The organism is Sorangium sp. So ce836, from assembly GCF_028553905.1.
In the GTDB taxonomy this organism is placed as follows: domain Bacteria; phylum Myxococcota_A; class Polyangia; order Polyangiales; family Polyangiaceae; genus Sorangium; species Sorangium cellulosum_D.
On record NZ_CP102233.1, the window covers coordinates 4,388,156 to 4,414,389 of the forward strand.

The window sequence follows — 26,234 nt, forward strand, 5'->3', positions numbered from 1 at the left end:
TGGAAGAGGTCGGCGAGCAGCGCTGGACGGTCCCGCAGCGCGACGATGAGCACCTCGTGCGGTGTTCCCGGCATCCGCTCCTCTCTACTCGATGCGAGGAGAATTGGCGAGCCATCAAGTCGCGAGATCGATGCTCGTCCGAGGAGGCCCGTCCACCGGCCGGAGCATTCGTGAGAACCTTTCTTGCTATTCCTGACCAAACACGCCTGTCGCACGTAAGGAGGTGCGGAACGGGCCAAGGGCTACCTGCCAGAGGAGCGGAGAGCGGCCGCGTCGACCTGCCGCGAACCCAACGTGGGTGCGCCGGAGGTCCCGCGAGCGCCTCGGTCCCGGCGCCCCTGGCGGCCGCCACCCCCTCCGCCGCATCCGCCACCCCTGGCTGCCCGTAAGTCCCTGAAATTGCGTGCGTCCCCGCCTGGCACGCCGTTCGCGAAAGGGCTCGGACATGCAGGCCACGGCGCTCACGTTCTCGCTGCTCGGGCTCGACGCCCACCCCATCCGCGTGGAGGTCGACTCGGGCCGCGGCCCCTCGTTCTTTCAGATGGTGGGCCTCGCCGAGGCGAGCGTCCGGGAGAGCCGCGTGCGCGTCCGCGCAGCGCTCCAGCAACTCGGCATCGAGCTCGACGAATATGTCATCACCGTGAACCTCGCCCCGGCAGACCTCAAGAAGAGCGGCGGCGCGTACGACCTCGCGATCGCCATCGCCGCGCTCGCCGCGCTCGGCAAGGTCCCGGCCGAAGGGCTCGACCAGATCGGCTTGCTCGGCGAGCTGTCGTTGAGCGGCGCCGTGCGCCCGGTGCGCGGCGTCCTGCCGGCGCTGCGCGGCGCGGCGGAGCAGGGGATCCTGCGCGCGATCGTGCCTCACGGCAACGCGCGCGAGGCGGCGAGCGTGGCCGGCGTCGACGTCTTCATCGCCGAGCACCTCGGCCAGGTCGTCGCGCACCTCCGCGGCAACAAGGCCCTCCCCGGCGCCGGCTCCGTGGCCGCGATCGTCGCCGAGCCCGGCGCCGCGACGGTGGATCTCGCCGAGGTCCGCGGCCAGCACGGGGCGCGCCGCGCCCTCGAGATCGCGGCCGCCGGCGGACACAACCTCATCATGCTGGGCCCGCCGGGCAGCGGAAAGACCATGTTGGCTCGCCGACTGCCCACGATCATGCCGCCCATGTCCTACGAGGAGGCGCTGGACATCACCGCGATCCACTCGGTCGCCGGGCTGCTCTCCCCTGACCGGGGCCTCGTCGCGGCGCGCCCCTTCCGCGCCCCGCACCACACCGTCAGCGCCGCGGGCCTCGTCGGCGGCGGCGATCCGATCCGCCCGGGCGAGGTCTCCCTGGCCCACCATGGTTGCCTGTTCCTCGACGAGCTCCTCGAGTTCCGCCGCGGCGTCCTCGAGGCCCTCCGCGAGCCCCTCGAGGAGGGCACGGTCGCCCTCTGTCGCGCGCGCGCCCGCGTCGTCTTCCCTGCGCGTCCGATCCTGGTCGCCGCCATCAACCCTTGTCCGTGCGGCTTCTACGGGGATCGCGGGAATCGCTGCGTCTGCTCCCTCGACCGCGTGCGCGCCTATCGCGCGCGGCTGAGCGGGCCGCTGCTCGATCGCATCGATCTGCACATCGCCTTGCCGCCGGTCGACGTCGCTCACCTGTGCGCGCCGCTCGGGTCGGCGAAGGACGACGGCCGCGCGCCCTTGCACGCGCCCGAGAGCTCGGCCGCGGTGCGGGCGCGCGTCGTCGAGGCCCGGGCCGCGCAGCGCGCGCGCTTCGAGGCGGGGGAGGTCGCGGCGACGCACAACGCCGAGCTCGGCCCGCGCGATCTCGCGCGCGTGGCCATGCCGGACGTCGCCGGGGCGCGCGTGCTCGCGTCGGCCGTGGAGCGGCTCGGCCTCTCGGCGCGGGCGTACACCAAGGTGCTGCGGGTCGCCCGGACGCTCGCCGACATGGACGGGAGCGCTGCCGTGCGCGCGGCGCACGTGGCCGAGGCGATCGGCGCGCGGCTGTTCGACCGCGAGGCCGCCTCCGGGCCTCCGCCCGTCACCGCCGCGGCCGGCGCCTGAGCCTGCCGCGCCACAAAAGACCATCGCGCCTGCACCCACGCAGGCGCGATCGCGGCCGCCCCGACGGCCGCGTCGAATCGGCTGTTCGCGCGCTCGGGGGCGCGCACGCGAAGCACGCGACACGCAACGAAGGCAGTTTGAAAGGAAGAGACCGAGATGATGACCGAGATCGCTGAGAAGCTCCGCACCGTGAAGACCGTCGTCGGCACCATCGAGAAGCAGTTCGGGAAGGGGGCGATCATGTCGTTGAACGATGAGAACGAGACCAGGGACATCGGCCTGATCCGGACCGGCTCGCTGTCGCTGGACGCGGCGCTCGGGATCGGCGGCTACCCGCGCGGGCGGATCGTGGAGATCTACGGCCCGGAGTCGTCGGGGAAGACCACCCTCACGCTCCACGCGATGCGGGAGGCGCAGCGGATGGGCGGGGTCGCCGCGTTCATCGACGCCGAGCACGCGTTCGACGTCACGTACGCGCGCTCGATCGGCGTCGACATCGACCGGCTCCTCGTCTCGCAGCCGGACAACGGCGAGCAGGCGCTCGAGATCGTCGAGATGCTCGCGCGCTCGAGCGCGGTCGACGTGATCGTCGTCGACTCGGTGGCTGCGCTCACGCCCAAGGCCGAGATCGAGGGCGACATGGGCGAGTCGCACATGGGCCTCCAGGCGCGGCTGATGAGCCAGGCGCTGCGGAAGCTCACGGGGATATGCCACCGGACCGACACGACGCTCATCTTCATCAACCAGCTCCGGCAGAAGATCGGCGTCGTCTTCGGCAACCCCGAGGTGACGACCGGCGGCAACGCGCTCAAGTTCTACGCGAGCGTGCGGCTCGACGTGCGGCGGGTGGGGCCGGTGAAGGTGAGCGACGAGGCCATAGGATCGAGGACACGCGTCAAGGTGGTAAAGAACAAAATGGCACCGCCCTTCAAAGAGGCCGAGTTCGACATCCGCTGGGGCGCTGGCATCGACGGCGCGGCGGACCTCATCGACTTCGCGTGCCAGCTCGGCGTGGTGGAGAAGAGCGGCGCACACCTGTCGTTCGCGGGCGAGCACATCGGGCAGGGGAGGGAGCGCGCCCGCGAGGCGCTGATCGGCAAGCCGACCCTCGCCACGTCGCTCCGCGCGGCCGTCGACGCGGCGGCGCCGGCGCGGCCCGGCGTCAGCGCGGCGATGGATGCGTGAGCCCGAGCGGGCGGCGCGCCGCGGCCCGGGGCTGCCGCGCGCCGCCCGCTCGGCTCGAACGACGGTTTGCTCGCGGGAGACACCGCGCCTCGTCGAGAGAGGAGCGAGGCAGCAGGAGATCTCGATGGACGGCGCTCGAGCGCTATCGAGCGACGGGTGACAGCGGAATACGACAGCAAACGACGTAATCGACAGCAAACGACAGCAAACGACGACGACGACAACAACATCACGATCTGGAGCGCATCATGAACGAGGGAATGAACAAGGTGATTCTCATGGGCAATCTCGGCTCGGATCCGGAGCTGCGCTACACCGGCAACGGCACGCCGGTGCTCCAGCTGCGCATGGCGACGAACGAGTCGTTCGTCGACAAGAACAAGGAGCCCAAGGAGCGCACCGAGTGGCACAACATCGTGTTCTGGGGGCCGCGCGCCGAGGCGCTCGCGAAGGTGCTGACCAAGGGCGACGGCGTGCTCATCGAGGGCGGGCTGCGGACGTCGAGCTACGAGAAGGACGGGATCCGGCGCTACCGCACCGAGGTGATCGCGCGGGAGCTCCGCTTCACCGGACGCCGGTCCGTGGCGCAGCCGCCGCCCGGGCTGGAGGACGACGGCGAGGCGACGCAGCCCGGGGCCGCGATGCCGACCACCGCGCGGCCCGGGAAGAACGGGGCGCGGGGGCGGCCGCCGGAGGTGCCTGCGCTGGATGAGCTGCCGTACTGAGGGGACGAGGCGCGATGAGCGAGGCGGGTCGGCGGAGTCGCCTCGCGGCGCTGCGGCACGCCTCGCCGCCCGCCTCATCTCACCCGGTGGGTGCGCGACGATGAGCTCGCCCCGCTGGAGCGGGGAATTTCCCGCGAGAGCGGGGACAGTTCCCGCATCTGTCGCAGCCTGACCGCTGCGCGGGTCGTCAGCGACTACTCGACGTTGTGCGGGACGAGCGGGTTCGGCGGCTGCGGAGGCCTCGGTGCCCTGGAGCCGGTCGGCGGTGTCGCGCTCGCAGGGGCCGGTGACTCCGGCGGTGTGCCTTCCGGTCCATCCTTGCGAGGCGCTTGTGGCAGCTCGATCTTGGTCGGAATTGCGCCCGACCCGGTCACCGCGACATCCGTGATGACCTCCACCTCGCCCTTGAAAATGCGAACCCGGCGCGTGCTGCCCAGCTCGCCCTCGAGCTCGAGGATGCCGTCCCGCATCGTCGCGGGGCGCCCGTCGATCTCCACCGAAGCGTCGGCGGGCAACACCGCCAGGTTGACGCGGCGTCTCGGCGCAGCCCGCTCGGTTGTCGGCTGCGGTGGCGCCTGGGAGGCGCCACCCTGCGCGAAACCGTTGACAGCTCGAACCACGGTGTAGGCGCCGAGGCTCCCAGCGAGCAACACGCTGATTCCAGCTGCGTGCCAGATGCGACGCCACGCCAGCCCGTTCGGTTGCGGCGCCGCGGCTGCGGCGTGGGGCTCAGCGATGGTGTTGCTCGACGTGAGCGTCGTCGTACTCACGTCGCGGGCGGTCACACCGATGGTCGTTGCGATGTCGGGTCGGTCGGCCACCATCGCGCGCTCGGTCTCGGTGAGGGGAACGAGCATGCTCTCGTCGATGGTGAGATCCCCGTCGAGCAGCGGCTGGATCGCCTTGAGCATCGCGGCGGCGCTCGGGTAGCGCCGCTCCCGATCGTGCTGGAGAGCGGTGTGCACGATCCTGGAGATCTCGGGCGAGACCCACGGCGCGAAGTCCTGCACGGGCGGGGGCGCCTCCTGCACGAGCGCGGCGATGAGCTCGACGAACGCCTCGATATGTTCATGCGGCGTGCGGCCCGCGAGGGCGCGGTAGAGGACGATCCCGAGCGACCAGATGTCGGTCCTGTGGTCCATCTCCCTGCGCCCCCGCGCCTGCTCCGGCGACATGTACCGCGGGGTCCCGAGCATGGTCCCTGTCTGGGTGAGGCCCGTCGACGGGTCCTCGGAGCCGTGGGGCCGCCTGATCTTGGCGATGCCGAAGTCGAGCAGCTTGACCGTGATCGTCGGGTCTCCCTCGCGGCGCGCGAGGAACAGGTTGGCCGGCTTGATGTCCCGGTGCATGACGCCGGCCTCGTGCGCCTTCTGCAGGCCCACGCACGTCTGCGCGACGATGCGGAGGGCGAGGAGCGGCGGCAGCGGGCCGAGCCGGCCGAGGAGCTGGCCGAGGTCTTCGCCGCGGAGCAGCTCGATCACCATGAAGGGCGCGCCGCTCTCCGCGTCCTTGCCGCTGTCGAGCACGCGCGCGATGTGGTCGGTGTCGATGCCGCCGGCGACCCTCGCCTCGCGCTCGAACCGCCCGATGGCGGAGCCGCTGCGCTCCGCGCGCTCCGGGTTGATGAGCTTCACGGCGACGCGCCGCTTCTCGGCGAGGTCCTCGGCCTCGTAGACCGCCCCCATCCCCCCCTCGCCGAGCAGCGAGCCCAGCAGGTACCTACCGTTGAGCGTTCTGGCGTTCATAACCGCAGCGTTCTCGAAGTTGCTCTATCGTGATGCGGTCGCTCATTCTGCGGCGTACGGGCCGCAGTCGTCCCGCCAGGCAGCTTATATACCACGGGCTCGGCGCGTTCACGAGCCCTCTCACGCGGCGCGCGCGGTTGTGGAGCGCCGGTGCGCCGGCGCTCCGGCGCGCATGGCGTCTGAAAAAAACGCGTAGAGTCATCGGGTTAGCCGGTCAGTTGGACGCGTGTACCCAGCGGAGGGCGTCTGCTCCCGTGGTGCCTGAGAGCGAGCCGGAAACGGCCACTGGACCGCTCGCCGGCCAGCGCGCAGGCGCGGCGGCAAGGCGCGACGAGCGCTCCGCGGGGCTGCGCGTGCACCCCGAAGATGCACCCGAGGAGATCAAGGAGGTATCCTAAAGGCGTAAGGAGCTTCCTTGCGCGGATGGGTCCGGTCGCATCGATGTAGCATCGTTTCGCAAGCGCCGTGATTGATCCGGTACTGCCGCTGCATTATCGCTTTGCGCTTCACGACGGTTCCGAACGATGCTCCGCCGCTCCCTTTTCGCCTGCACCTGCGCGGCCCTCTCGACGCTGGAGATCGTATCGGCGCCGCTCGCCGTCCAGCCTTCCGCGCGTCGCATGGCACCGCCGACGGTGCCGCCAGCAGGCGGCGGTGTCGCGGTCGCGGCGCCGAGCGCGCCGGTGCCTGCGCCAGAGGAGGCCGGCGCGAGGGAGGAGGCGGAGGGGCGTTTTCGACGGGGGCGCCGACTCTTCCTGGAGGGCGCGTGGGACGCCGCGCTCGCAGAGTTTCTCGAGTCGAGGCGGCTCTACCCGACCTGGAGCGCGACCTCGAGCGCCGGTGCCTGCCTGATGAACCTCGGGCGCTTCGATGATGCGCTCGAGGTGCTCGAGGGGTTGCTGGCGACGTACGAGGATGCCCTCCCGGCCGCTGTCAAGACCGCAGCACAAAAGGAGGTGATCGCGCTCCGTGACCGGGTCGGGACGATCGCGCTCGTCAAGGCTGAGCCGGGCGCAGCCGTCGCGATCGACGGCCGCGCTCGCGGGGAACATCCGGCCGCCGCGCCGCTGCGCGTCGTTGCGGGTACCCACGTGGTCCGCATTGACAAGGAAGGGTTCGAGCCGTTCGAGACGGCCGCATCGGTGGCTGGTGGACACACGACGATGGGAGCGGATGTACGCGTAACGATCGATGTGTTGATGGTTCATGCGTGGGAGATGGGGTGGTTTGCGGCGCGCTCGATGTTTGTCATATCGCAGGTGTTCGTGAGCCGAGTACAGGCTTGTGTTCGAACCCTGAGAGGCTTGTGTGCGGCGAGTTTCCAAGTGGAGATGTGAGCCTGCCGCTCGCGCCGCGTGGTGTGGTCCTCTGTGCCGATGCTGCGGACTGTCCAGAGCCGGGCTTCTGTGTCGATGGGGACTGCTGCGATTCCCCTTGTGAGGACAATTCTACAGGAATACGGGAATGTTTCTGTCCCTCGGGGTTGGTCCCTCACCGCCGCTGCCAAGCTGGGCAACCCGCTGTCCCTCCACCACGGCCGGCGACGGCTCGGGAGCTCATCTCTGCGACGCAGGCTCGCAGCGACGCGGCGTTGATGTGCCTGTTGGGCTGGATCACGACGGGTCTTCGTAGGTATCGTCGGGAACATGGCAAAGCACCCTCACGCGCCCAGCGCTCGCGATGAGTTGCACCTCGACATCGCGCACGCGGCGCTGCTCGCAGGGGGAGGGCACGGACCGGCCCCGCAGGACAACCCAGCACCGCGCGCGCCGGACGCGCCTCCCGAGCCCCCCTCCGCACCGGTCACCACCGCTGCCGCAGCGGATCCAGCCGGCGCTCCGCAAGCCAGCAGCACGATCGCGGCGGGCTCCGTCATCCGCCATTACGAGCTCATCCGCGCTCTCGGCAGCGGCGGCATGGGAACCGTCTTCCTTGCCCGTGACACGCGCCTCGGCCGCCTGGTGGCCATCAAGGTCCTCCTCAAGCACAGCGGCGAGCGCGCGCAGCGTTTTCCGATCGAGGCGCGCGCCACCGCGCACATCAGCCATGAGAACATCGTCGTAATCCACGAGCTCGGCGAGCACGACGGCCGGCCCTACATGGTGCTCGAGTACATCAAGGGTAAGACGCTGAGCGAGCTGCTCAGCAAACAGCGCGATGGCCTGGACGGCGAGAGGGACGAGGAGGACGCCGAGGCGCCGCCCTCGGCTCCGACGGCCGCCGGCCTGCCGCCGGGTCGCGCCGTCGAGCTGATGATCCCGGTCGTTCGCGCGCTGGTCTGCGCTCACGAGCGCGGCATCGTGCACCGCGATCTGAAGCCGTCCAACATCATGATCAGCGATACGGGCACGGTGAAGGTGCTCGATTTCGGCCTCGCCAAGCTGCTGGGCGGCCGCGACGGAGAGCGCGACGGCATCGCCGACGTCGCGCTCGCAGAGACCCTGCTCGATGATGACGTCAATGGCCTCGTGCTGACCGGCGCCGGCGTCCGGCTCGGAACCGCGCCGTACATGTCGCCGGAGCAATGGGGCGCGGGCCCCGTCGATCACCGCACCGACCTCTGGGCCGTCGGCATTCTGCTGGCGAAGCTCGTGCTCGGCCGGCACCCGCTCTCGCCGCTGTCGCTCTACGAGCTGTCCACGATCGCCCGCCTCAACGTCCCCATGCCGAGCCTCCGTGAGATGCGCCCGGACCTCGGCAAGCTGGCCTCGATCATCGATCGTTGCCTGATCAAGCGGCGAGAGGACCGGCTCGGCAGCGCCCGCGAGCTGCTCGCCGAGCTCGAAGCGCTCGCGCCAGCGTGCTCGCGGCCCGCCGCGGGCGAGGACCAAAATCCCTACGCGGGTCTGGCCGCGTTCCAGGAGAGCGACGCGTCGCGCTTCTTCGGCCGCGCCCGGTCGATCGCCGAGGTGGTCGCGCGGCTCGCCGAGCAGCCGCTCATCGCCGTGGTGGGGCCTTCGGGGGCAGGGAAGTCGTCGTTCGTGCGCGCCGGCGTGATCCCCGCGCTGGGCCGCGCGGGCGAGGCGTGGGAGTCCTTCACCATCCGCCCGGGCGCTCACCCCCTGGCCGCGCTGGCCGAGCTGCTGCTCGCCCACGAGTTCGAGACATCCACGCAGGACGCCGCCCGCCCCGCGCGCGACGCGTCCGCCGCGGGAGGCGAGGACCGCGAGGGGCTCATCGCGAAGCTGTGCGCGGAGCCGGGGTTCCTGGGCGCGCAGCTCCGCGCGCGGGCTCGACGCAAGCTCAAGCGCGCCGTGCTCTTCGTCGATCAGTTCGAGGAGCTTTACACGCTGGCGCGCGGCGGCGAGCGAGAGCGCGCCGCGTTCTATGCGTGCCTCGCTGGCGTGGCCGACGATCCGGGCTCGCCGCTCCGCGTGCTGCTCACGCTGCGCTCGGACTTCCTCGACCTCGTCGCCGAGGCGCACGCCGCCACGACCGGGTTGAACCGCGGGCTCATGCTGCTGTCGCCCATGGACCGCGAGGGGCTGCGCGAGGCACTGCTGCGGCCGCTCGAGGCGGTGGAGCATCGGTTCGAGCCGCCGGAGCTGGTCGAGGAGATGCTCGACCAGCTGGAGCACACCGCGGGGGCGCTGCCGCTGCTCTCGTTCACCGCGGCCAAGCTGTGGGAGCAGCGCGATCGGGCGCCGCGCGTCTTGACCGAGGCGAGCTACCGGCGGATGGGCGGCGTCGCCGGGACGCTCGCCGGCCATGCCGACGCGGTGCTCGACGCCATGTCGTCCGGCGAGCGGATGCTGGCGCGGGCGGCGCTGCTCCGGCTCGTGACCCCCGAGCGGACACGGGCCCTGTGCACGCTGGGCGAGCTGTGCGAGCTCTCCGCGGTGCCGTCGGACCGGGATCGGGTCCTGAGCCGACTCATCGACGCTCGGCTGCTGACGGTCGAGGGCGGCGGCGCGGCCGAGGCGACGGTGGAGATCGTGCACGAGTCGCTGATCGAGGCCTGGCCGACGCTGGCGCGGTGGGTGGCCGAGAGCCAGGAGGACGCGGCGTTCCGGTCGCGGCTCCGCAGCGCGGCCGCGCAGTGGGAGGCGAGCGGCCGGTCCGAGGGTCTGCTCTGGCGCGCGCAGGCCGCGGCGGACGCGAAGCACTGGCGCGCGCGGTACTCCGGCGAGCTCGCGCTCGGAGAGGAGCGCTACCTGAAGGCGGTGATCGCGCTGGCGGAGCGCGCGCGGCGCCGGCGCTGGAGGATCGCGATGGGCGCGATAGGAGGGCTCGCGACGGCCGCCGTGGCGGTGTCGTACCTGGCGGTGCGCGCCGATCGCGCGGCGGCATGGGCGCGCGAGGAGGCCGCGATGGCCGCGCGGCAGGCTGCGCGCGCGGACCAGGAGGCGGAGCGCGCGCAGGCCGAGGCGCGGCAGGCGCGCAACGCGACGCGCATCGCGGCGGCGCGCGAGCAGCAGGCGGATCCGACGACGGCGCTCGCGCTGCTGCGCGAGGTGGAGCCGCCGGAGGTGCCGCGAGGGTGGTCCGAGCTCTCGCGCGGAGCCCTGCAGGCCGGGGTCGCCCGGGTGGTGCTCACGCATCCGGAGGCCGTCCTGGGAACGGCGTTCAGCCCCGATGGGAAGCGCATCGTCTCCGCGTGCTTCGACAATATCGCGCGCGTGTGGAACGCCGACGGCACGGGCGAGCCCCTGGCGCTCCGCGGCCACGAGGATCGGGTCTGGTCGGCGGCGTTCAGCCCAGACGGCAAACGCATCGTCACGGCGTCTTTCGACAAGACGGCGCGCGTGTGGAGCGCCGACGGCACGGGCGAGCCGCTGGTGCTCCGTGGTCACGCCGATCGGATCCATTCCGCGGCGTTCAGCGCCGACGGCGAGCGCATCGTTACCGCGTCCTTCGACCACACCGTGCGTGTATGGAGCGCTGATGGTGCGGGCGAGCCGCTGGTGCTCCGCGGTCACGCGGCTGGAGTCTACTCTGCGGCGTTCAGCCCGGATGGCAAGCGCATCGTCTCCTCATCGCATGACAAGACGGCGCGCGTGTGGAGCGCTGATGGTGCGGGCGAGCCGCTGGTGCTTCGCGGCCACGCCGGCGCGGTCTACTCTGCGGCGTTCAGCCCGGATGGTAAGCGTATCGTCACCGCATCGTGGGACAAGACGGCGCGGGTGTGGAGCGCCGACGGCACGGGCGAGCCGCTGGTACTTCGCGGCCACGAGGCAGGGGTCTACTCTGCGTCGTTCAGCCCGGATGGTAAGCGTATCGTCACGACGTCATGGGACAAGACGGTGCAGTTGTGGAGCGCTGACGGCAAAGGCGATCTCCTGGTGCTCCGAGGGCACGAGGATGGTATCTATTCAGCGACATTCAGCCCTGATGGGACGAGCATCGTCAGCGCATCATGGGACAAGACGGCACGCGTGTGGAGTGTCGATGGCACAGGCGATCTCCTCGTGCTCCGCGGTCACGAGGCCGGGGTCTATGCGGTGGCGTTCAGCGCCGACGGCAAGAGCATCGCCAGCGCCTCGGCGGACAAGACGGCGCGCGTGTGGCGTACGGGCGATATGCGTGCTCCTCTGGTTCTTCGTGGTCACGACGATCGGATCTATTCGGCGGCGTTCAGCCCTGACGGCAAGCGGATCATCACCGGGTCATGGGACAAGACGGCGCGTATCTGGAGCGCCGACGGTACGGGCGAGCCGCTGGTGCTCCGCGGTCATGCGGATGGCGTCTATTCCGCAGGATTCAGCCCTGACGGCGAGCGGGTCGTCACGGCGTCGTGGGACAAGACGGCGCGCGTGTGGAGCGCCGACGGCATGGGCGAGCCGGTGGTGCTGCGCGGTCATGAGGAACGGGTCAACTCGGCTGCGTTCAGCCCTGACGGCAAGCGGGTCGTCACGGCGGCTTGGGACAAGACGGCGCGCGTGTGGAGCGCCGACGGTACGGGTGAGCCGGTGGTGCTGCGCGGTCATGAGGAGCGGGTCAACTCGGCTGCGTTCAGCCCTGACGGCAAGCGGGTCGTCACGGCGTCGTGGGACAAGACGGCGCGCGTATGGAGCGCCGACGGCACGGGTGAGCCGGTGGTGCTGCGTGGCCACGACCACTGGGTCATCTCGGCTGCGTTCAGCGCCGACGGCAAGCATATCGTCACCGCATCTCAGGACAAGACCGTGCGGGTGTGGAACGCTGACGGTACGGGTGACCCCATGGTCCTCCGCGGCGCCGGTATGGCGTACAACCACGCGGTGTTCAGCCCGGATGGGAAGAGCATCGCCGCCGCCTCGGATGACAATAGCGTATGGATATGGGCCGACCTCGACCCGCTTCGCGGCGTCGATGATCCCAGGCTGTGGACCGTGACCACCTACTGCATGCCCGTCGAGCGCAGGATCAAGATCCTGAACGTCCCCGAGGCCACCGCGCATGCTCAACAGGACGCATGCCTGCGCCGTGTCGAACAAGCTCGTGGGGCGGACTTCGCGCCTCCGACGAATCCTTGAGGGCGCGCGCTCGGCGGGCTCTTCACCTGGTTACGAGCCCGCTCCCTCCCAGGGGGCGAGCGCGGCGGGGAGCGTCCGAAGCGCGCGAGCCGGCGTCTCGCTGGGAATATCCGGTCACGCGCGCCGTGGCGTCGCGGTGGAGGCGCGGGGGTGGTTCACCGCATTCTGCCGACGATGAGCGCGTGATCCGAGGTTGGATAGTACACGGACGACGGGTCCTCGCTCCAGGTGTATCCCGCGATCTGCCCATCCTCGTCTGCGTAGAGGCGCATGACGCCCGCGCCTGCGCCGTCATGCCACGATCCGTCCGGATTTCGCCTGGTATCGGTCTCCCCGTGTCCAGAGCTGCTCGAGTCGAGGATCTCGACCGCATATTGTGCTGTTCCCGGCACGAGCGGCGCCGTCGGGGCGCGCTCCTCGGCCGGGCCCGCGAGGATGCCGACATGCCCTGAAGGCGTGCTCTCGCCCGGGTATTTCACCGCGAGGATGTCGCCGGCCGCGATCCGGCGCACGTCCTGTATCGCTCGAAACCCGATCTCCGCCGCGATGGTGTCGTGGTATCTAGCAGCGTTCGGGCTCGTGCTCCCGAATCACGTGTCGATGTCCGAGTCCGAGAGGCCATGGGCGCGTCGCAGCGTGTGCGTGACGAAGGTCCCGCACACGCTGCGGTTTTCGTACTCGTCGGCTCCGTCGACGCCCGCCCATTGGACGCGGGTCGGGTTGCTTCCGTACTCGTTGCGCTCGGGCTCTATGTTATCCACCAGATCCCGCGCCCAAAGGACATGGCTCGGTACGGGGGCCGACCCGACGATGGGCGACTCGGATGGAGATTCACATCCCATCAAGATGAGCGCGAGCAGGGCAAGGCGGGACTGCAGGCGCGATCGCTCGGAAAGCAGCGGCTTCACGTGACGATTCCTCCGGCTGAGGTGCGTGGTTCTCGCGGCGTCGCGCGGCGCGGCCAGGGGCGAGCCTTGGGCCGACTTGCCCGGCAGGGCGAGCGCGCGATCGCCAGCGCTCGCGGGGTGAGCAATCGCCGAGCCACGCGGCTACACGCGGCGTTGGGCCAGCTGCCAGCGGCTCGTATCGCTCAGATCATCGAGGAATACGCCTGGATGTGGAGCACGGGCCCGCCATGGGAAGCTGGCTCTCGCAGCAGCTTCGCGGCGGCGCGTCCGACGACTTTCCCACAGATCGACGTCGCCCAGCCAGCTCGTCCCCGTAACTCAGGCGCAACGGGCGTAACAGGCGCGACGGGGGCCGCGGGGGCAAGCGCTGAGCTCCCGGTCACGGCAGGGGGCTGAGCGGTACACCGTCTGTTCCGCCGGACACGTCGCGTCAGCTCAGCGATCGTCGCTCGCCCGGAAGCTGTCCGGGTCGATCCCGTACCGCTTCAGCCAGCGGTGGATCTGCATTCGCTCCTTGCCCATCGCGCGCGCCACGGCCGCGACGTTGCCCTCGTGCTGCCGCAGGAGACCCAAGAGCGCCTCGCGCCTGGCGTCGTCCTCGCTCCTCCGGGCAGCGGCGGCGCCGCCGAGGGCCTCCTGCACCTTCGACGGCAGGTGATCGAGCCCGATCTCTCCCTCGGCCCTGGCGAGCAGGAGCGCCGAGGATACCGCCTTGTCCAGCTCGCGGACGTTTCCAGGCCACCGGTGCTGAAGGAGCGCCCGCACCGCGCGAGGGCGGATCCGGAGCTGCCCGGCGAGCTCTGGATCGGCGCGGCGCAGGAGCGCCGCGAGCAGATGGCCGAGGTCCTCCCGTCGGGCGCGCAGCGGCGGCAGCTCGACGCGGTGCCCGGTGAGCCGATTCAGCAGATCCGCCCGGAACCTGCCGTCCTCGACCATCCGGTCGAGCGGCTGGTGCGTCGCCGCGACCACCCGCAGATCCACGGGGAGCGCGCGCGTGGCCCCCACCGGGCGCACCTCGCGCTCCTGGAGCACCCGGAGCAGGACGGCCTGCGCCTGCGCTGGCATATCGCCGATCTCGTCAAGGAAGAGCGTCCCGCGATCGGAGGCGCGCACGAGGCCGGGGGTGTCCGCCACAGCGCTGGTGAAGGCTCCCTTGCGATGCCCGAAGAGCTCGTCCTCGATGAGCTCGCGCGGCAGCGCCGCGCTGTTGACCGGGACAAACTCGCCTGTGCGGCCCGAGAGCTCGTGGATCGCCCGTGCCAGGAGCTCTTTGCCGGTCCCGTTCTCTCCCTCGACGAGCACCGGGACGGTCGACTGCGCGATCAGCGAGAGCCGCGCGAAGGTCCGGCCGAGAGACGGCACCATGGTCGACAGCCCCGGGACGGACGGCAGCAGGCTGGCGCCGTCGAGCAGCGAGGGCTCCCCCTCTTCGAGGGACACCGCCTCGCGGTAGATGAAGAAGGTGTAGCCGATCTCGATCACATCGCCGTCGACGAGCTCGGCGCGCGTCCGCTGGACGCCGTTGACGATACAACCGTTCCTGGAGCCGAGGTCCTCGAGCTCCCATTGCTTCGTGAGCCGCCGGAGGACAGCGTGCCTCGACGACATCCGTTGATCCTCGGAGCGAACCTCGAGGATGCGGCGCGCGCCCTCGTCTCGGCGCAAGAAGGCTCGCGGCCGGCCCCGGCTGACGACCACCTCGTCGAAGCCGTGGAGAGACATGCGCGCTGGCGGTGCGAGCGGGCGATGGCTCTCGAGCACGAGGTAGAGATGCGGGCTGCTCGGGCGCTCCGAGAGCTCACGTGACTCGGACGACGACGAGAGCGTGGTGCTTGTATCGGGAGCGCCGGACACGAACCACTGCCTACCCAGTCGCGCTCACGCGGTCAATACGCGCGGGGGCGTGTGCCGGGGCCGGTGCGCGGGAGACCTGGCCTCCACGCGCACCGGCGAGCCTCGTCTGGCATCGCCGAGGCGAGCGCTACGGCGGCCCTGTCGCACGTCGGGGGGGCGAACTTCATGGGAGCTGGCATCGCACCCTGGGACCCACCCCATCGCAGACGCATTGAGCCCCAGCGCTCAGCGAATCGAGTGTTGCTGGATTCCAGCGGGACGAGCGTCCAAGACCGATGCCTCACAACGCCGTCCGTCGCGGTCGCTGGCGCGCAGCGTCAGCCGCGCGATCGCTGAGTCGATGACTCGGGGTCGCCATCAACCGGTGGACACTATCCGGCGGTGCCGGCTGAAGAGCTCTTGTGTCCTACATGAGCACATGAAAATGAATCAATGCGTTGGGAAACGTTCGAAGTATGTTGACGGATGCCGTGTATTGACAGTAAACAGTGGATGCTAGGCTCGACCCGACCAGGTGCGATTCTCTTGCTGTACACGATCGACCTCCTCAACCGAATCTGCTCGGCCTGCGGAACGGCAACGTGGTAACCGTCAACCGAGGTACTTCATGCTCAGCAATGCTGCTCGTTTCCTGATGGTCTCTGCTGCTGCTTCTCTCGTCGCGCTCGGCTCCGCGCCCGCCGAGGCGTGCCAGGAGATCGCCGATGAGGCGCTCGATCTCGCCGCGGCTCAGACGCCGCTCGCCAGCGGCGCCGCGCTCTTCACGCTCATCCAGAAGAATGTCTGGGGTTATTCGTCCTCGGACCTCGGCGTGCTCTGGGGGTCGCCCAGCCCGAGCTCCGCTGTCTACTACGACAACGCCGTCGATCTCATCGACGTCATTGGCACTGCCGCTGGCGATGACTTCACGCCGATCACGAACATCGCGAACATCGCCGCGGGCGACGTCCTGGTGATCGACGCGACCGGCACCTACAGCGGGCACACCGCCATCGTCACGGGTGCGCCGCAGCAGATCAACGCGCTCAACCCGAAGATCGGCACCGACACGCAATGGGCGTTGCCGATCGTCGACTCCACCACCTCGGTGCATGGGTGCAGCACCATCTTCGCCGACGACCGCTTCACCGCCTCGGCGCCAGGCTCGTGCACCGGGACGTTCAGGGGCGGGGTGGGCACGGCCTTCATGCGTATCTATGCCGATGCGACGACGGGAGCCCTGACCGGACACACCTGGAGCGTCACCTCGGGCGGCACCTTCTACGCGCAGAGCGGGACGACTTACCCCGTGCGCTCCTTCGTGATCGCCAGGCAGCAATCGTGCCCCCTGCTCTGATCCGCCTCTGAGCGCCGCGCCGGCGCGCGCCTGCCGAGCGCCGGCGCGCGCCTGAGATCAACGGGCGCTCTCGTCGCTCCGCGCCTCGCGAGCTCGGGCGCCCTCGCCTCTCGCGGGCGCGGAGGACCTCTGGATCACCGCATTCCCTGCTTCTGATCAGCCGCGGGCACACGGCAGAGCTGCGCGATGCCGCGGCCGCTCAGCTTCTCGCCCGTCAGCTCGAACTGCGGCACATACATGCAGAAGCGCCCGCTCTTCTCGGTCGCGATGCTCGCCCGGCGCGAGATCATGCCCTCGAGCTCCGAGCGCGTGACGGCCGTGTCCGTCTTGAGCGTGTCCGTGACCCGGAGCTCGGGCGCGTTCGGGCAGCTCATCGAGGCGGAGACGGTGAGGTTGGGCTTCACCTTCTCCTGGGCGCCAGCCCCTGCCCCTGCTTGACCCCCGCCCTGCGCGCTGCCCGCCTGGCCGCCTTGAGCGCCGCCGGCCTGAGCACCTGCATGGGCCTGGCTGCCGCCCTGAGCACCGCCGGCCTGGCTGCCGCCGGGAGCACCGCCCGCCGGGGCCTGGCTGCCGCCGGTGTCACGGCTGCGATCCTGAGCGCCGCCGGCCTGAGCCTGGCTGCCGCCGGCAGGGCCTTGCGCCGCACCGCCGGTCTGGCCCTGCGCGCCCGCGCCGCCTCGCCCCTGAGGGCCGCCGCCTGGCTGGGCCCCCGACGGCTGCTGCGACTTGCCCGCCGCGGCGGGCTCGATCCGGCCGTTCACGGAAGCCGTGTAGGTGCACCCTTCCTCGACTTTAAATGAGATCTGCTCCTTGAGCGTCATCGCCTTGTGGCGTTGCCCCTGTTGCTGCTGCTGTTGCTGTTGCGCGCGTTGCCCACTGCTCGCGCCGTGCTGGTCGCCCTGCTGCTGCGCGCCGCCCTGGTGCGCGCCACCCTGCGCCGTCCCGCGGGCGCCGCCCTGCTGCTGCGCGCCGCCGTGGGCTGCTCCCGGCGTGCCCGATTCGCGCTGCTGCGGCGGGCTCGTGCTGCCCGTCTGAGCGGCGGAGAGCGCCGGCGCGACCGCGAGGGCGCCCATGGCGAGCGCGAGATGGATGGACCGATTCGACTTCATAATACCCCCCAACAACGTAGAACCTGCTTCCGATCGTCTTCGCCACCGTCTCAGGCCGACCGCCCACCTAGGCGGCCCGCTCCCAGACCTTCCGCGACAGCGCGTCCTTGATCCACGCGAGGTGCCGCTGCTCGTCGGCGTAATTGCGCTCGACGATGGCCCGCGCTTCGGTCGTGAGCGACTCGTTCAGCGCCGCCTGGTATTGCCGGTTCGTCAGCTCCTCGTTGCCGCGCATCGCGATCAGCGCGCTCTGGTCTCCCATGCTCGTGATCGCCGTGAACCCTTCGATGAGCTTGCCCTTGAGGTCGCGGCTCGCTGCCGGGGCGCCGCCGAGCGACGTCACGTGTGCGCTCAGATCCACCACGTGGCGCCCGTGATCGTCCCTGAACCTCGCGAGCATCTCCCTGGTCTGAGCGTGCTCGCACGCCTTGATGGCCTGCTCGTAAGCGGCGATCGCGTCGCGATCGAGCTGGATGAGGTCGTTGAGCACCTCGATGACGTCTCTCGCCATGATCGACACTCCTTCCGGGGTCGCGCTCCGCACGGACCCCCCCGCCGACCACCTTGGGCATTTGCGCGGGGACGCAAGCCGCGCGCGGGTCGTGCGCCGAGCCTGGCGCCGCCGCGGCCGCGCTCGGCTCGACGGCCCGCGACGATCCGCGGGCGGCGGCGGCCGCGAGGGGCTGCCTGGCACCCCGTCCAGCCCGGCGACCTCGACCTGGCACGGACCGTGAACTCCGTCGGGAAACCCTGAGGACTTCCGCGGACCGGCGCGGTCAGCGCCGGCCACGCGGGGAGATGGGATGTGCCTATGAAACGCTCTCTTGGCTCCTCGATCCGCGCCGCGCTCGCGCTGCTCCTCGTCGCCGCCTCCGCGGCGTGCGCCGAGGGGCTCGCGAACGCGCCGAGCATCAACCGCGAATGGACCCCGGACGACCGCGAGCAGGACGCCATCGCGAACGGCCCGCGCTCGTGCCCGAGGGAAGGCCAGGATCCGCTCGCGCCCCCCGGGGAGCAACGCGAGATCTGTCCCAAGGTCGCTCCGCCGACGCTGCCCAACCTCGCCGCCACGCCCTGACGGCCCGATCGAGGCCGTGCTCGCCACGAGGACGGCAGAATGTCCCGGCTGAGGCGAACTGCCTCAACCCGCAGGAACGATCCTACGGCTCTGGCGCGCCGTCCTCCGCCGCGGAACCGGCCGCGGGGGGGCGGCTCCGCGGCTCGCCGGCGGCGCACTCGCGGAGCCCGGCGTCCGCCGAGGCGAGGCTGGACCGGTCGGCCCGGCGATGCTGCGGCGCGATCGGGATCGTGATGGGCTCCTCGATGAGCTCCGGCGCGAGCGCGCCGCCCTCGGGGACGAGGCGCGGCTCGCCGGGCCTGCGATCCTCGGCCACCTTCCACGCGCGCGGCACCCTCCGCAGACCGACGGGGTAGATGGTGAGGCCCTCTCGGTGGACGTGAATCCGCAAGAAGTTCTTGTAGTCCTCGATCTGGAGCGCCGAGAACGCCTCGTTGCCATGGCGCCGCGCGACGTTGAGCGAGATCAGGAGGTAGATGCCCATCAGCGTCGACCCGACCACGGCGCCGGTCACGCCGACGAAGAGCGTCACGCCGACGATGCTCCACATCGACTGGAGGCTCCGGACGTCGACGCCGAGCAGCGCGCCGCCGGCATAAGCGAGCCCCAGCGCGGCCCCGAGGTGCGCGAGCCCGTGGAGCGAGCCGGCGAGGCGGCGATACCAGGTCTTGTGCGTGTCGGTGAAGACGATGAACACGAGCAGGACGACGAGGACCCACGCGACGGCGCCAGGGCCGGGCCGGGGCAGCGTCAGCGAAGAGAGCATGTAGACGAACGCCGCGACGGGCCAGAAGCCGAGGTTGTACCGGGCGAACAAGAGGTTGCGCCAGGTGAGGCGGCGCGACTCCGACTCTGACGGAAATGACGCCTTCAAGGTGTAGGGGCGCTGGTCCGCGCCCGCGCCGGAGCGGACCACGGCGACCGGCTCGCCGTGGGTCGGGTGGAGGAACGCGCCGCCGCCGCCGGCGATGATGTTCTGCCGGCCGTCCGCGGACTCGTGGCGTCGATAGTGGTGCAGATCTCCGGCGATGCGCGCGACGACCTCGATCCCGGGCCGCGCGTCGGCGAGCTGCTTCTCGAAGAAGGCGAGGTTGCTCTGGAGATCGGGGTTGTAGATGGCGCCCTTCACCCAGTCGGGCTCGGCGGTGCAGAGGACCACGCGATCCCCGTCGCGCATGTCGTGCCTCGCCAGCTTGCAGAAATACTCGATCTGCGGCTGGTCGATGTCGGACTCCAGCTGGATGTCCACGCCGAGCAGCCAGAAGCCGCGGGGGAGCCTCAGCGCGAAGTAGCTCCGCGACTGGAGCGTCTTCCACGCGCCGAGCGTGCGCTTCTGGCCGAAGAGGCGCATGAAGCTCATCAGCCCGTCGTACCAGTCGTGATTGCCCGGGATCGCGAACAGGTGCGGCGGCTCCTTCACGTCGGCCTTCGGGAGCGCGGCCGCGTAGGGCTCGACGAGGCGCGTCCAGTACGCCTGCCGCGTGGCCGAGGGATACACCTGGTCCCCGCCCATGATCAGCACCTCTCCGCGCCGCGTCTCCCGGCCGCCGAGCGAGAGCGTCGGCCGGGCGAGCAGGCTCGCGATCGCATAGGTGGAGTTGAAGCCGTCGCCCGTGTCCGCCACGTAGTCGATCCAGATCTCGCCGCGCGCGACGCCGTTTCGGACCGCATAGTCGAAGGGCGGCTGCGGCCCCGCGATCGCCTCGATGAGCCGGAAATCGCCGCGCGCGCCGATCAGGCGGGAGACGGTCAGGTCGAGCGCGGAGCGGGCCAGCTGGAACGGGCTGTACCAGCTCGTCATGGTGATCCGCTGGAGCGCCTCGAGCCGCTCGCGATCCCGGCGATCGGTCATCCATTCCCTCCCGTCCTGCCAACGGTATCACCGCCGGAGCGCGGCGTCGCCTCCGCGCCGCGCGCCGGATCGTGGTCAATCCCGCGTCGCGAGCTCACCCGGGTAAGCCGGACGACCCGGGAGGCCGCGCGGCGGCGCGCGATCAGGCGCCGTCCTTGAGGCAGTTGGCGAGCTCGCTGAGGAGCTTGTCGGTCGCCTCCAGCCCGCTCGTGAAGACCTCGCCGTCCCTGGGCCGACGGGAGAGCCGCATGTCGGGAGAGAGCCGGTAGGGCGAGCCCTTCGGCTGGACAAGACGGAGCACCTTGGCGTGGTCGAGCGGGGTGTCCTCGCGCAGGTGCAGCGTGACCCCCTTGGCGCTCGCCTCGCACGCGAGCGCCTTCAGCCGGCGCAGCTCGGTCTTGAGCCGCATGAGGTGCACGAACCGGCGCGCCTCGATCGGCGGCGGGCCGAAGCGATCCTCCATCTCGACCGCGAGGTCCTGCACGTCCTCGGCCGAGCTGGCGCCGGCGAAGCGCTTGTAGAGGGAGAGGCGTACGCCCACGTCGGAAATATACTCCTCTGGCAGAAGCGCATCGGCGTCGAAGGAGAGCTCGGGGTCGACGTCGTGGACCACGGGCTCGCCGCGGAGCTCGTGGACGGCCTCGTCGAGCATCTGGCAGAAGAGCTCGAAGCCGACCTGGGCGACGGTGCCGCTCTGCTCGGCGCCGAGGAGATCGCCGGCGCCGCGCAGCTCGAGATCGAGCGAGGCGATCTGGAAGCCGGAGCCGAGCTCGGTGTGGCGCTCGAGGGCCTCGATGCGGGCGCGGGCCTCGTCGGTCATGGCGTTCGGGGGCGGGACGATGAGGTAGCAGTAGGCCCGCTCCTTGGAGCGGCCGACGCGGCCGCGCAGCTGGTAGAGCTGCGAGAGGCCGAACATGTCGGCGCGGTCGATGAGGATGGTGTTGGCGCGGGGGATGTCGAGGCCGCTCTCGATGATGGCGGTGGCGCAGAGGACGTCGTAGCGGCCCTCGACGAAGTCGAGCATGGCCTGCTCGAGGTTGTGCTCGCTCATCTGGCCGTGCGCGACGCAGATGCGGGCGCTCGGGACGAGCTCGGCGAGGCGGGCGGCGCGCTCGTAGAGGCCCTCGACGCGGTTGTAGACGTAGAAGACCTGGCCGCCGCGGCCGAGCTCGCGGAGGACGGCCTCGCGGAGGACGGCCTCGTCGTGGCGGGTAACCACGGTGCGGATGGCGCGGCGGTCGACCGGGGGGGTGGTGATGATCGACATGTCGCGGAGGCCGGAGACCGCCATCTGGAGGGTGCGGGGGATGGGGGTGGCCGAGAGCGTGAGGACGTCGACGTTGGTCTTGAGGGCCTTGATGCGCTCCTTGTGGGTGACGCCGAAGCGCTGCTCCTCGTCGACGACGAGCAGGCCGAGCCGCTTGAAGTGGATGTCCTTGGAGAGGAGGCGGTGCGTGCCGATGACGACGTCGACGCTGCCGTCGCGGAGGCCGCGGGAGACCTCGTCCTGCTCCTGCTTGGTCTGGAAGCGGGACATGGCGCGGACCTCGATGGGGTAGGAGGCCATGCGGGACTTGAAGCTGAGGTAGTGCTGCTGGGCGAGCACCGTGGTTGGGCAGAGGACGGCCACCTGCCTGCCGGCGTTGGCGGCGCGGAAGGCGGCGCGGATGGCAACCTCGGTCTTGCCGAAGCCGACGTCGCCGCAGACGAGGCGGTCCATGGGACGGCCGGACTCGAGGTCGGCCGCAACCTCGGTGATGGCCCGCGCCTGGTCGGGCGTCTCGTCGAAGGGGAAAGTCGCTTCGAAGGCACGGTAATCGTCGTCCGGGAGCGGAATGGGCGTGGCCGTGGCGGCGCGGCGCTCGGCGTAGAGGCGCAGGAGCTCGTCGGCCATCTTACGGACGCTCTTCTCGACCCGCGCCTTCGTCTTGGCAAAGGTCTGCCCGCCGAGCCGATCGAGCTTGGGGGCACCTTCGCCGCCGCTGAATTTCTGGATCTGGTTGAGGCGGTAGACCGGCAGGTAGAGCTTGTCGCCGCCGGCGTACTCCACGGCGATGAGGTCGACCGTGGTTGCGCCGACCTGCTTGTGGACGAGGCCGAGGTACCGGCCGATGCCGTGCTCTACATGGACGACGTAGTCGCCGACGCCCAGGTTGCGGAGGTCCTCGAGGAAGGCCTGCGCGGGTTTTGTGGCGGAGGCGGAGGCGCGAGCGGCGCGGCGGTGGGCGCGGGCCCCGAAGATTTCCTCTTCCGTGACCAGCGCTAGCCCCTCCGCCGGAGCGATGACGCCACGCGCAAGGGAGCCTGTGACGACGAGGGCGGTGTCGCGTGGAGCGGTCGAGCTGTTGCCGTCGAGGAACGCCGGGTCGAACGGACCGAGGTTGGCCTTCACCCGCACGTCTCGGTGGCGGAGCAGCGCAACCAGGCGCTCAACCTGGGTCTGTGCGCGCGCGGCGATCAGCACCCGCAGGCCCGCTTCTTGCCATGCGACGACGCGGCGGACGAGCGGGTCCAGAGCGCCGTGCTTGCCTCGTGAAGCGCGGGCCGCCTTGATGGCGCGCTCGAGGTCCGACTGGTCCCGCGCGGCGATCGAGGGGGCATCCTCGGGGGCGACCTCGAAGCGTTCCAGCGAGTCCTGACTTTCCACGGCACCCTCAACCCCGGTGCGATGCAGCGCAACCACGGTGCGGTGCCCGAGCCACGACGCGACGTGCGCCTCGTCCTCGTAGAAGGCGCCGAGCGGGAAGTGCGGCTCGCGATCCTTGTGGCTCCGGTCGGCGGCGGCGCGGCCGAGCTCGTCGCGCAGGGCGGCGGTGAGGGAGGCCGGATCCTCGAGAACGACGAGGGCGTCGCCGGGCAGGTACGAGGTGAAGGCAGCGAGGTCGATGTACGCCGGCAAATAGCCCTCGGCCCCGAAGAAGGCACGGCCGCTGGCAACGTCGTCGACCAGGGCGCGCGCCTTGGTCGAGGGGAAGTCGATGGCGTCGCAGGCGGCACGGACGCGCTGGCGGGCGCGCTCGACATTGCCTGGCGTGAGGATCGCCTCGCGGGCCGGCGGCAGCCAGACCTCCTTCACGTCGGCGATCGTGCGCTGATCGTCGGGGTTGAAGGTCTTGATCGACGCGATGACGTCGCCGTAAAAATCGATGCGCACCGGCAGCTCGGCCGAGGGCGCCCAGACATCGAGGAGGGCACCGCGGACGGCGAAGGAGCCAGGGTCTTCCACGAGGGGGCTGCGAACGTAGCCAGCGGCGCCGAGGCGGGCGGAGAGCGCGTCGCGATCCATCTCCTGTTCGGCGATGACGAGCTCGGCGTGCTCGGTGACCTCGTCCTTGGGAACGACCTTACGGGCGAGCGCGGCGACGGGGCAGACGAGGACCGACCACGGCAGGTCCATGCCGAGGTGGAAGAGCGTGGCGAGGCGGGTCTGGGCGCCGCGGCGGTCCGGGTTGACGTCCGCGTAGGGGCTGGCCTCGTTCGGCACGTAGAGAAGGACGCGACCGGAGGCCATGGAGCCGGTGGCCTCGGCGTCGTCGGCGTTTCGGTCGGCGAGCAGGAACGAGGCGTCGGCTGCCAGGGCGCGGGCGCTGTCGACGTCAGGGGTGAGGGCGAGGATGCGGCGGCCGGCGGCGGCGGCCACGAGGCGACGGATGACGAGCGCGCCGGCCGAGCCGGCTGAGCCCGTCACGTGGAATGTGCCAGGCAGCGCTGCGGCGAGCTCCGCGGCGAGATCGCGGGGGGTGACGATCCGGCGGTCCGAGGGGAGGTCGAACGACGGGAGCGGCTCGTGGTCGGCCGGCGTGGAGCCGGGGGGGCCGCTGGCGGAGGTGTCGTTCGAGGCGGCGTCGTCGAGGTCGCCTGAGAGCTCGCTGAGGGTAGCGGTGAGTGGGGAGCTTGCGGAGGAGAGGAGGGAGCGCTCGGAGGGCATCGGCGCAGCGCGGTCTAGCATGGGCGGCACCATCCGACCCGACCGGGCGCTATCCATCCACCCGCCCCGGACCGGCTCCGCGGACCACCTCCGCGCAGACCCCGACGGCACCCGAGGACCCCGCGCGCGCGGACCCGCGCGGACCCGACCGTGGTTGCGGCAGCAGCGCACGCGGACCTCACCGTGGTTGCCGGCGCGGCGCGCGGACCCGACCGTGGTTGCGAAATTGTGAAATTGTGAACTCCGTTCCGGCGCCGGGTCCAGACCGACCCGACCGTGGTTGCGCAGTCCTCGCGTCCTCCGCGACCGTGGTTGCGCCGGTCCTCGTGGTTGCGCCGGTCCTCGGACCCGACCGTCATTGGAGCGCGCCGCCGCCGCAGGTCGCGGCGCACCCTCAACCACAACCTACGGCGCTCGCGACCGGAACTAGAGGTCGATTATGATCGGTGCGTGGAGGTAGCGCGGAGCGGCTGAGCGCAGCCTGAGGCCCGGCACATCATCATGTCGAAGCCGGATCCGAACGCGACCGGGTTTCCACCCAACTCGACAATCGCGGCGGTCCGCCCGAGTCAGGCGAGCAGAGAGCTGCCCCGCGCCGCGGTAGCCAAGACGCCGAACTGGACATGGTGAGCCTATGAGCACGCCGAGTGAGCGTGCACCTCGCGAGCCTGCGCACCATCCATAGATTAGGTCAGCACGCTCCAGCTTATGGTCGTACGACGGGAGAGGTAACGCTCGCGGCAGGCGCTCCCTCGTCGTTGAGATTCAGGATACGCTCGCCCTGCCTATGCTTCGGCGAGCTCGCCGTTACCAACGCTGACCCCGTGGAACACACGCATCCACCATGTCCCGATGGGGAACATTGTATTGCGTACGCCAGCGCGCCATTGCTCGAGTGATTTACGATACGAGGTGCGAAAGGCATGTATCGCGGCGATGGCGTTGTTTCGCGCATCTGGTTGTCCGCGGCCAACCGCGAATGTTGGGTTGATGTTGCGGATCGGTTCGATGGTTGTCGCGCGTTTGTAAGGGGAAATTTTGCTTGCACGTGCAGGGCCGAGAAAGCCACGTCTTTGTCGCTTCAGGGTAGCACGAGCTCGCTTCTCGTGTAGATCGAGTTGTGCTGTGATATCACTCCGAAACCGCTCGGCGTCGCTGTTCGCAATCATGGGTGGAAGTGTGATTTGCATGGTGGCTTCCTCGGTCCACTCTGGGTTCTTCGGATTGAAGTAAATCTCAGGGCGTCGGGCGCGCAGTGCGCCGCAGCCGAGTTCGCGGACGAGTACCTTCGCACCCGGCCATTCGTGCGCATGCTCCACGATGCCGGCAATTACCGGGTTGGCCAGTGTGTAGGCGATTTTCTCCACTAATGCATCCCTTGTTGATAGGTGTACTGCGCTCGTTGTGGCATGGTCCCATATTGGGCCTTCCCAGGCTCGCAGAATTTTCGCTCCGAGCGCGACAATGCGGTGGAACCGCTGAAGGAAGCGTGGGAGCTCACCACGTGTATCTGTAACAACAAGATGAAGGTGGGTGGACATTACACAGAGCGCGTGTACGAGGATCCCATAGCGTTGTGCCGAGACCGCCAGGCTATAGATCACGATTCGTGTGATGGCGGAATCGGGGCGGAGGAGGAAGTGCCTTCGCAGGACACGGCGCGTGAGAAGGTAGGTAGCGCCAGGGACGATCGCGCGGGGCTGACTCATGTTCGTGGGCGATACCAAGAGTCGTGCCACGCGGTGAAAGCGGCTGATGAGGACGACGATGGCGCTCGGGCGGGTGGCGGCCGCCACCCGCTCCGCCACATCTCGCCACTCGACCGACGATCTCGCCGATCGATGTGAGCATTCTAAAAAATTCTAAGCTGTGATGAAATGTGGGGAATATTGCGTTGATCGAAGGTCCAAAGGTCCAAAAGGTCTGAAGATCCGCCCGCCCGGCCCGCCCGGCCCGGGCCCGCGGGCCCGGGCCCGCGCGGGCCCGGGCCCGAACGTACCGTGGTTGCG

The 26,234-nt window shown here is 70.1% G+C and carries 16 protein-coding genes; 7 read left to right on the forward strand and 9 right to left on the reverse strand.

The genetic code is table 11. From position 1 onward, the window contains the following. The first annotated feature begins 445 nt into the window (after nucleotides 1–445). From NQZ70_RS16190 to NQZ70_RS16200, 3 genes are all read left to right on the forward strand, one after another. Nucleotides 446–2,050 (forward strand): YifB family Mg chelatase-like AAA ATPase, encoded by a 1,605-nt coding sequence (locus NQZ70_RS16190; RefSeq protein ID WP_129575007.1) that lies wholly within the window; start codon nucleotides 446–448, stop codon nucleotides 2,048–2,050. A gap of 156 nt (nucleotides 2,051–2,206) precedes the next feature. Further along, nucleotides 2,207–3,235, forward strand: a complete 1,029-nt coding sequence (recA, locus tag NQZ70_RS16195; RefSeq protein ID WP_129575008.1) for a recombinase RecA — start codon at nucleotides 2,207–2,209, stop codon at nucleotides 3,233–3,235. 260 nt (nucleotides 3,236–3,495) lie between these two features. After that, nucleotides 3,496–3,960: a single-stranded DNA-binding protein gene (locus NQZ70_RS16200; protein WP_237245348.1), complete on the forward strand. Its 465-nt coding sequence runs from the start codon at nucleotides 3,496–3,498 to the stop codon at nucleotides 3,958–3,960. 194 nt (nucleotides 3,961–4,154) lie between these two features. Here NQZ70_RS16200 and NQZ70_RS16205 read toward each other — a convergent pair whose 3' ends face one another. Then, nucleotides 4,155–5,705 (reverse strand): serine/threonine-protein kinase, encoded by a 1,551-nt coding sequence (locus tag NQZ70_RS16205; RefSeq protein ID WP_129575010.1) that lies wholly within the window; start codon nucleotides 5,703–5,705, stop codon nucleotides 4,155–4,157. 524 nt (nucleotides 5,706–6,229) lie between these two features. On the opposite strand from NQZ70_RS16205, the gene NQZ70_RS16210 reads away from it, so the two are divergent. Both NQZ70_RS16210 and NQZ70_RS16215 read left to right on the forward strand, forming a co-directional pair. Then, nucleotides 6,230–7,042, forward strand: coding sequence for a PEGA domain-containing protein (locus NQZ70_RS16210; protein ID WP_129575011.1), 813 nt, complete (start codon nucleotides 6,230–6,232; stop codon nucleotides 7,040–7,042). Nucleotides 7,043–7,351: 309 nt separating this feature from the next. Continuing rightward, nucleotides 7,352–12,160 (forward strand): protein kinase domain-containing protein, encoded by a 4,809-nt coding sequence (locus tag NQZ70_RS16215; protein ID WP_129575012.1) that lies wholly within the window; start codon nucleotides 7,352–7,354, stop codon nucleotides 12,158–12,160. Nucleotides 12,161–12,315: 155 nt separating this feature from the next. On the opposite strand, the gene NQZ70_RS16220 is transcribed toward NQZ70_RS16215, so the two are convergent. The 3 genes from NQZ70_RS16220 to NQZ70_RS16230 all read right to left on the reverse strand — a co-directional run bounded on the left by NQZ70_RS16220 (nucleotide 12,316) and on the right by NQZ70_RS16230 (nucleotide 14,922). Beyond that, nucleotides 12,316–12,672 (reverse strand): hypothetical protein, encoded by a 357-nt coding sequence (locus NQZ70_RS16220; protein WP_129575013.1) that lies wholly within the window; start codon nucleotides 12,670–12,672, stop codon nucleotides 12,316–12,318. A gap of 78 nt (nucleotides 12,673–12,750) precedes the next feature. Then, nucleotides 12,751–13,068: a hypothetical protein gene (locus NQZ70_RS16225; protein WP_129575014.1), complete on the reverse strand. Its 318-nt coding sequence runs from the start codon at nucleotides 13,066–13,068 to the stop codon at nucleotides 12,751–12,753. A gap of 435 nt (nucleotides 13,069–13,503) precedes the next feature. After that, complete coding sequence (locus NQZ70_RS16230; protein ID WP_129575015.1) at nucleotides 13,504–14,922, reverse strand: sigma 54-interacting transcriptional regulator; 1,419 nt, start codon at nucleotides 14,920–14,922, stop codon at nucleotides 13,504–13,506. 607 nt (nucleotides 14,923–15,529) lie between these two features. Between NQZ70_RS16230 and NQZ70_RS16235 the strand changes: the two genes are divergently transcribed. Then, on the forward strand, nucleotides 15,530–16,258 hold the full coding sequence (locus tag NQZ70_RS16235; RefSeq protein WP_129575016.1) for a hypothetical protein: 729 nt from the start codon (nucleotides 15,530–15,532) through the stop codon (nucleotides 16,256–16,258). Between the two features lie 134 nt (nucleotides 16,259–16,392). Here the strand turns inward: NQZ70_RS16235 and NQZ70_RS16240 are convergent, their stop codons facing one another. Together NQZ70_RS16240 and NQZ70_RS16245 are read right to left on the reverse strand one after the other, a co-directional pair. Then, complete coding sequence (locus tag NQZ70_RS16240; protein ID WP_129575017.1) at nucleotides 16,393–17,367, reverse strand: hypothetical protein; 975 nt, start codon at nucleotides 17,365–17,367, stop codon at nucleotides 16,393–16,395. A gap of 67 nt (nucleotides 17,368–17,434) precedes the next feature. Further along, nucleotides 17,435–17,878 (reverse strand): PA2169 family four-helix-bundle protein, encoded by a 444-nt coding sequence (locus NQZ70_RS16245; protein ID WP_129575018.1) that lies wholly within the window; start codon nucleotides 17,876–17,878, stop codon nucleotides 17,435–17,437. Nucleotides 17,879–18,178: 300 nt separating this feature from the next. On the opposite strand from NQZ70_RS16245, the gene NQZ70_RS16250 reads away from it, so the two are divergent. Next, nucleotides 18,179–18,445, forward strand: a complete 267-nt coding sequence (locus NQZ70_RS16250; RefSeq protein WP_129575019.1) for a hypothetical protein — start codon at nucleotides 18,179–18,181, stop codon at nucleotides 18,443–18,445. 82 nt (nucleotides 18,446–18,527) lie between these two features. Here NQZ70_RS16250 and NQZ70_RS16255 read toward each other — a convergent pair whose 3' ends face one another. From NQZ70_RS16255 to NQZ70_RS53365, 3 genes are all read right to left on the reverse strand, one after another. Continuing rightward, a complete protein-coding gene (locus NQZ70_RS16255; protein WP_129575020.1) occupies nucleotides 18,528–20,297 on the reverse strand; it encodes a metallophosphoesterase in 1,770 nt (589 codons plus the stop codon). A gap of 142 nt (nucleotides 20,298–20,439) precedes the next feature. Next, a complete protein-coding gene (gene mfd, locus NQZ70_RS16260; RefSeq protein WP_165373989.1) occupies nucleotides 20,440–24,246 on the reverse strand; it encodes a transcription-repair coupling factor in 3,807 nt (1,268 codons plus the stop codon). Between the two features lie 764 nt (nucleotides 24,247–25,010). Further along, entirely contained in the window at nucleotides 25,011–25,934 is a 924-nt protein-coding gene (locus NQZ70_RS53365; protein WP_129581384.1) for a transposase, read from the reverse strand. Nucleotides 25,935–26,234 lie beyond the last annotated feature (300 nt).

Coding starts and splice junctions, on each gene's coding strand:
- NQZ70_RS16245 (WP_129575018.1), bottom strand. CDS start 17,878: ATGGCGAGAGACGTCATCGAGGTGCTCAACGACCTCATCCAGCTCGAT.
- NQZ70_RS16240 (WP_129575017.1), bottom strand. CDS start 17,367: ATGAAGTCGAATCGGTCCATCCATCTCGCGCTCGCCATGGGCGCCCTC.
- NQZ70_RS16250 (WP_129575019.1), top strand. CDS start 18,179: ATGAAACGCTCTCTTGGCTCCTCGATCCGCGCCGCGCTCGCGCTGCTC.
- NQZ70_RS16210 (WP_129575011.1), top strand. CDS start 6,230: ATGCTCCGCCGCTCCCTTTTCGCCTGCACCTGCGCGGCCCTCTCGACG.
- NQZ70_RS16235 (WP_129575016.1), top strand. CDS start 15,530: ATGCTCAGCAATGCTGCTCGTTTCCTGATGGTCTCTGCTGCTGCTTCT.
- NQZ70_RS16205 (WP_129575010.1), bottom strand. CDS start 5,705: ATGAACGCCAGAACGCTCAACGGTAGGTACCTGCTGGGCTCGCTGCTC.
- NQZ70_RS16200 (WP_237245348.1), top strand. CDS start 3,496: ATGAACAAGGTGATTCTCATGGGCAATCTCGGCTCGGATCCGGAGCTG.
- NQZ70_RS16255 (WP_129575020.1), bottom strand. CDS start 20,297: ATGACCGATCGCCGGGATCGCGAGCGGCTCGAGGCGCTCCAGCGGATC.
- NQZ70_RS16215 (WP_129575012.1), top strand. CDS start 7,352: ATGGCAAAGCACCCTCACGCGCCCAGCGCTCGCGATGAGTTGCACCTC.
- mfd (WP_165373989.1), bottom strand. CDS start 24,246: ATGCTAGACCGCGCTGCGCCGATGCCCTCCGAGCGCTCCCTCCTCTCC.
- recA (WP_129575008.1), top strand. CDS start 2,207: ATGATGACCGAGATCGCTGAGAAGCTCCGCACCGTGAAGACCGTCGTC.
- NQZ70_RS16190 (WP_129575007.1), top strand. CDS start 446: ATGCAGGCCACGGCGCTCACGTTCTCGCTGCTCGGGCTCGACGCCCAC.
- NQZ70_RS53365 (WP_129581384.1), bottom strand. CDS start 25,934: ATGAGTCAGCCCCGCGCGATCGTCCCTGGCGCTACCTACCTTCTCACG.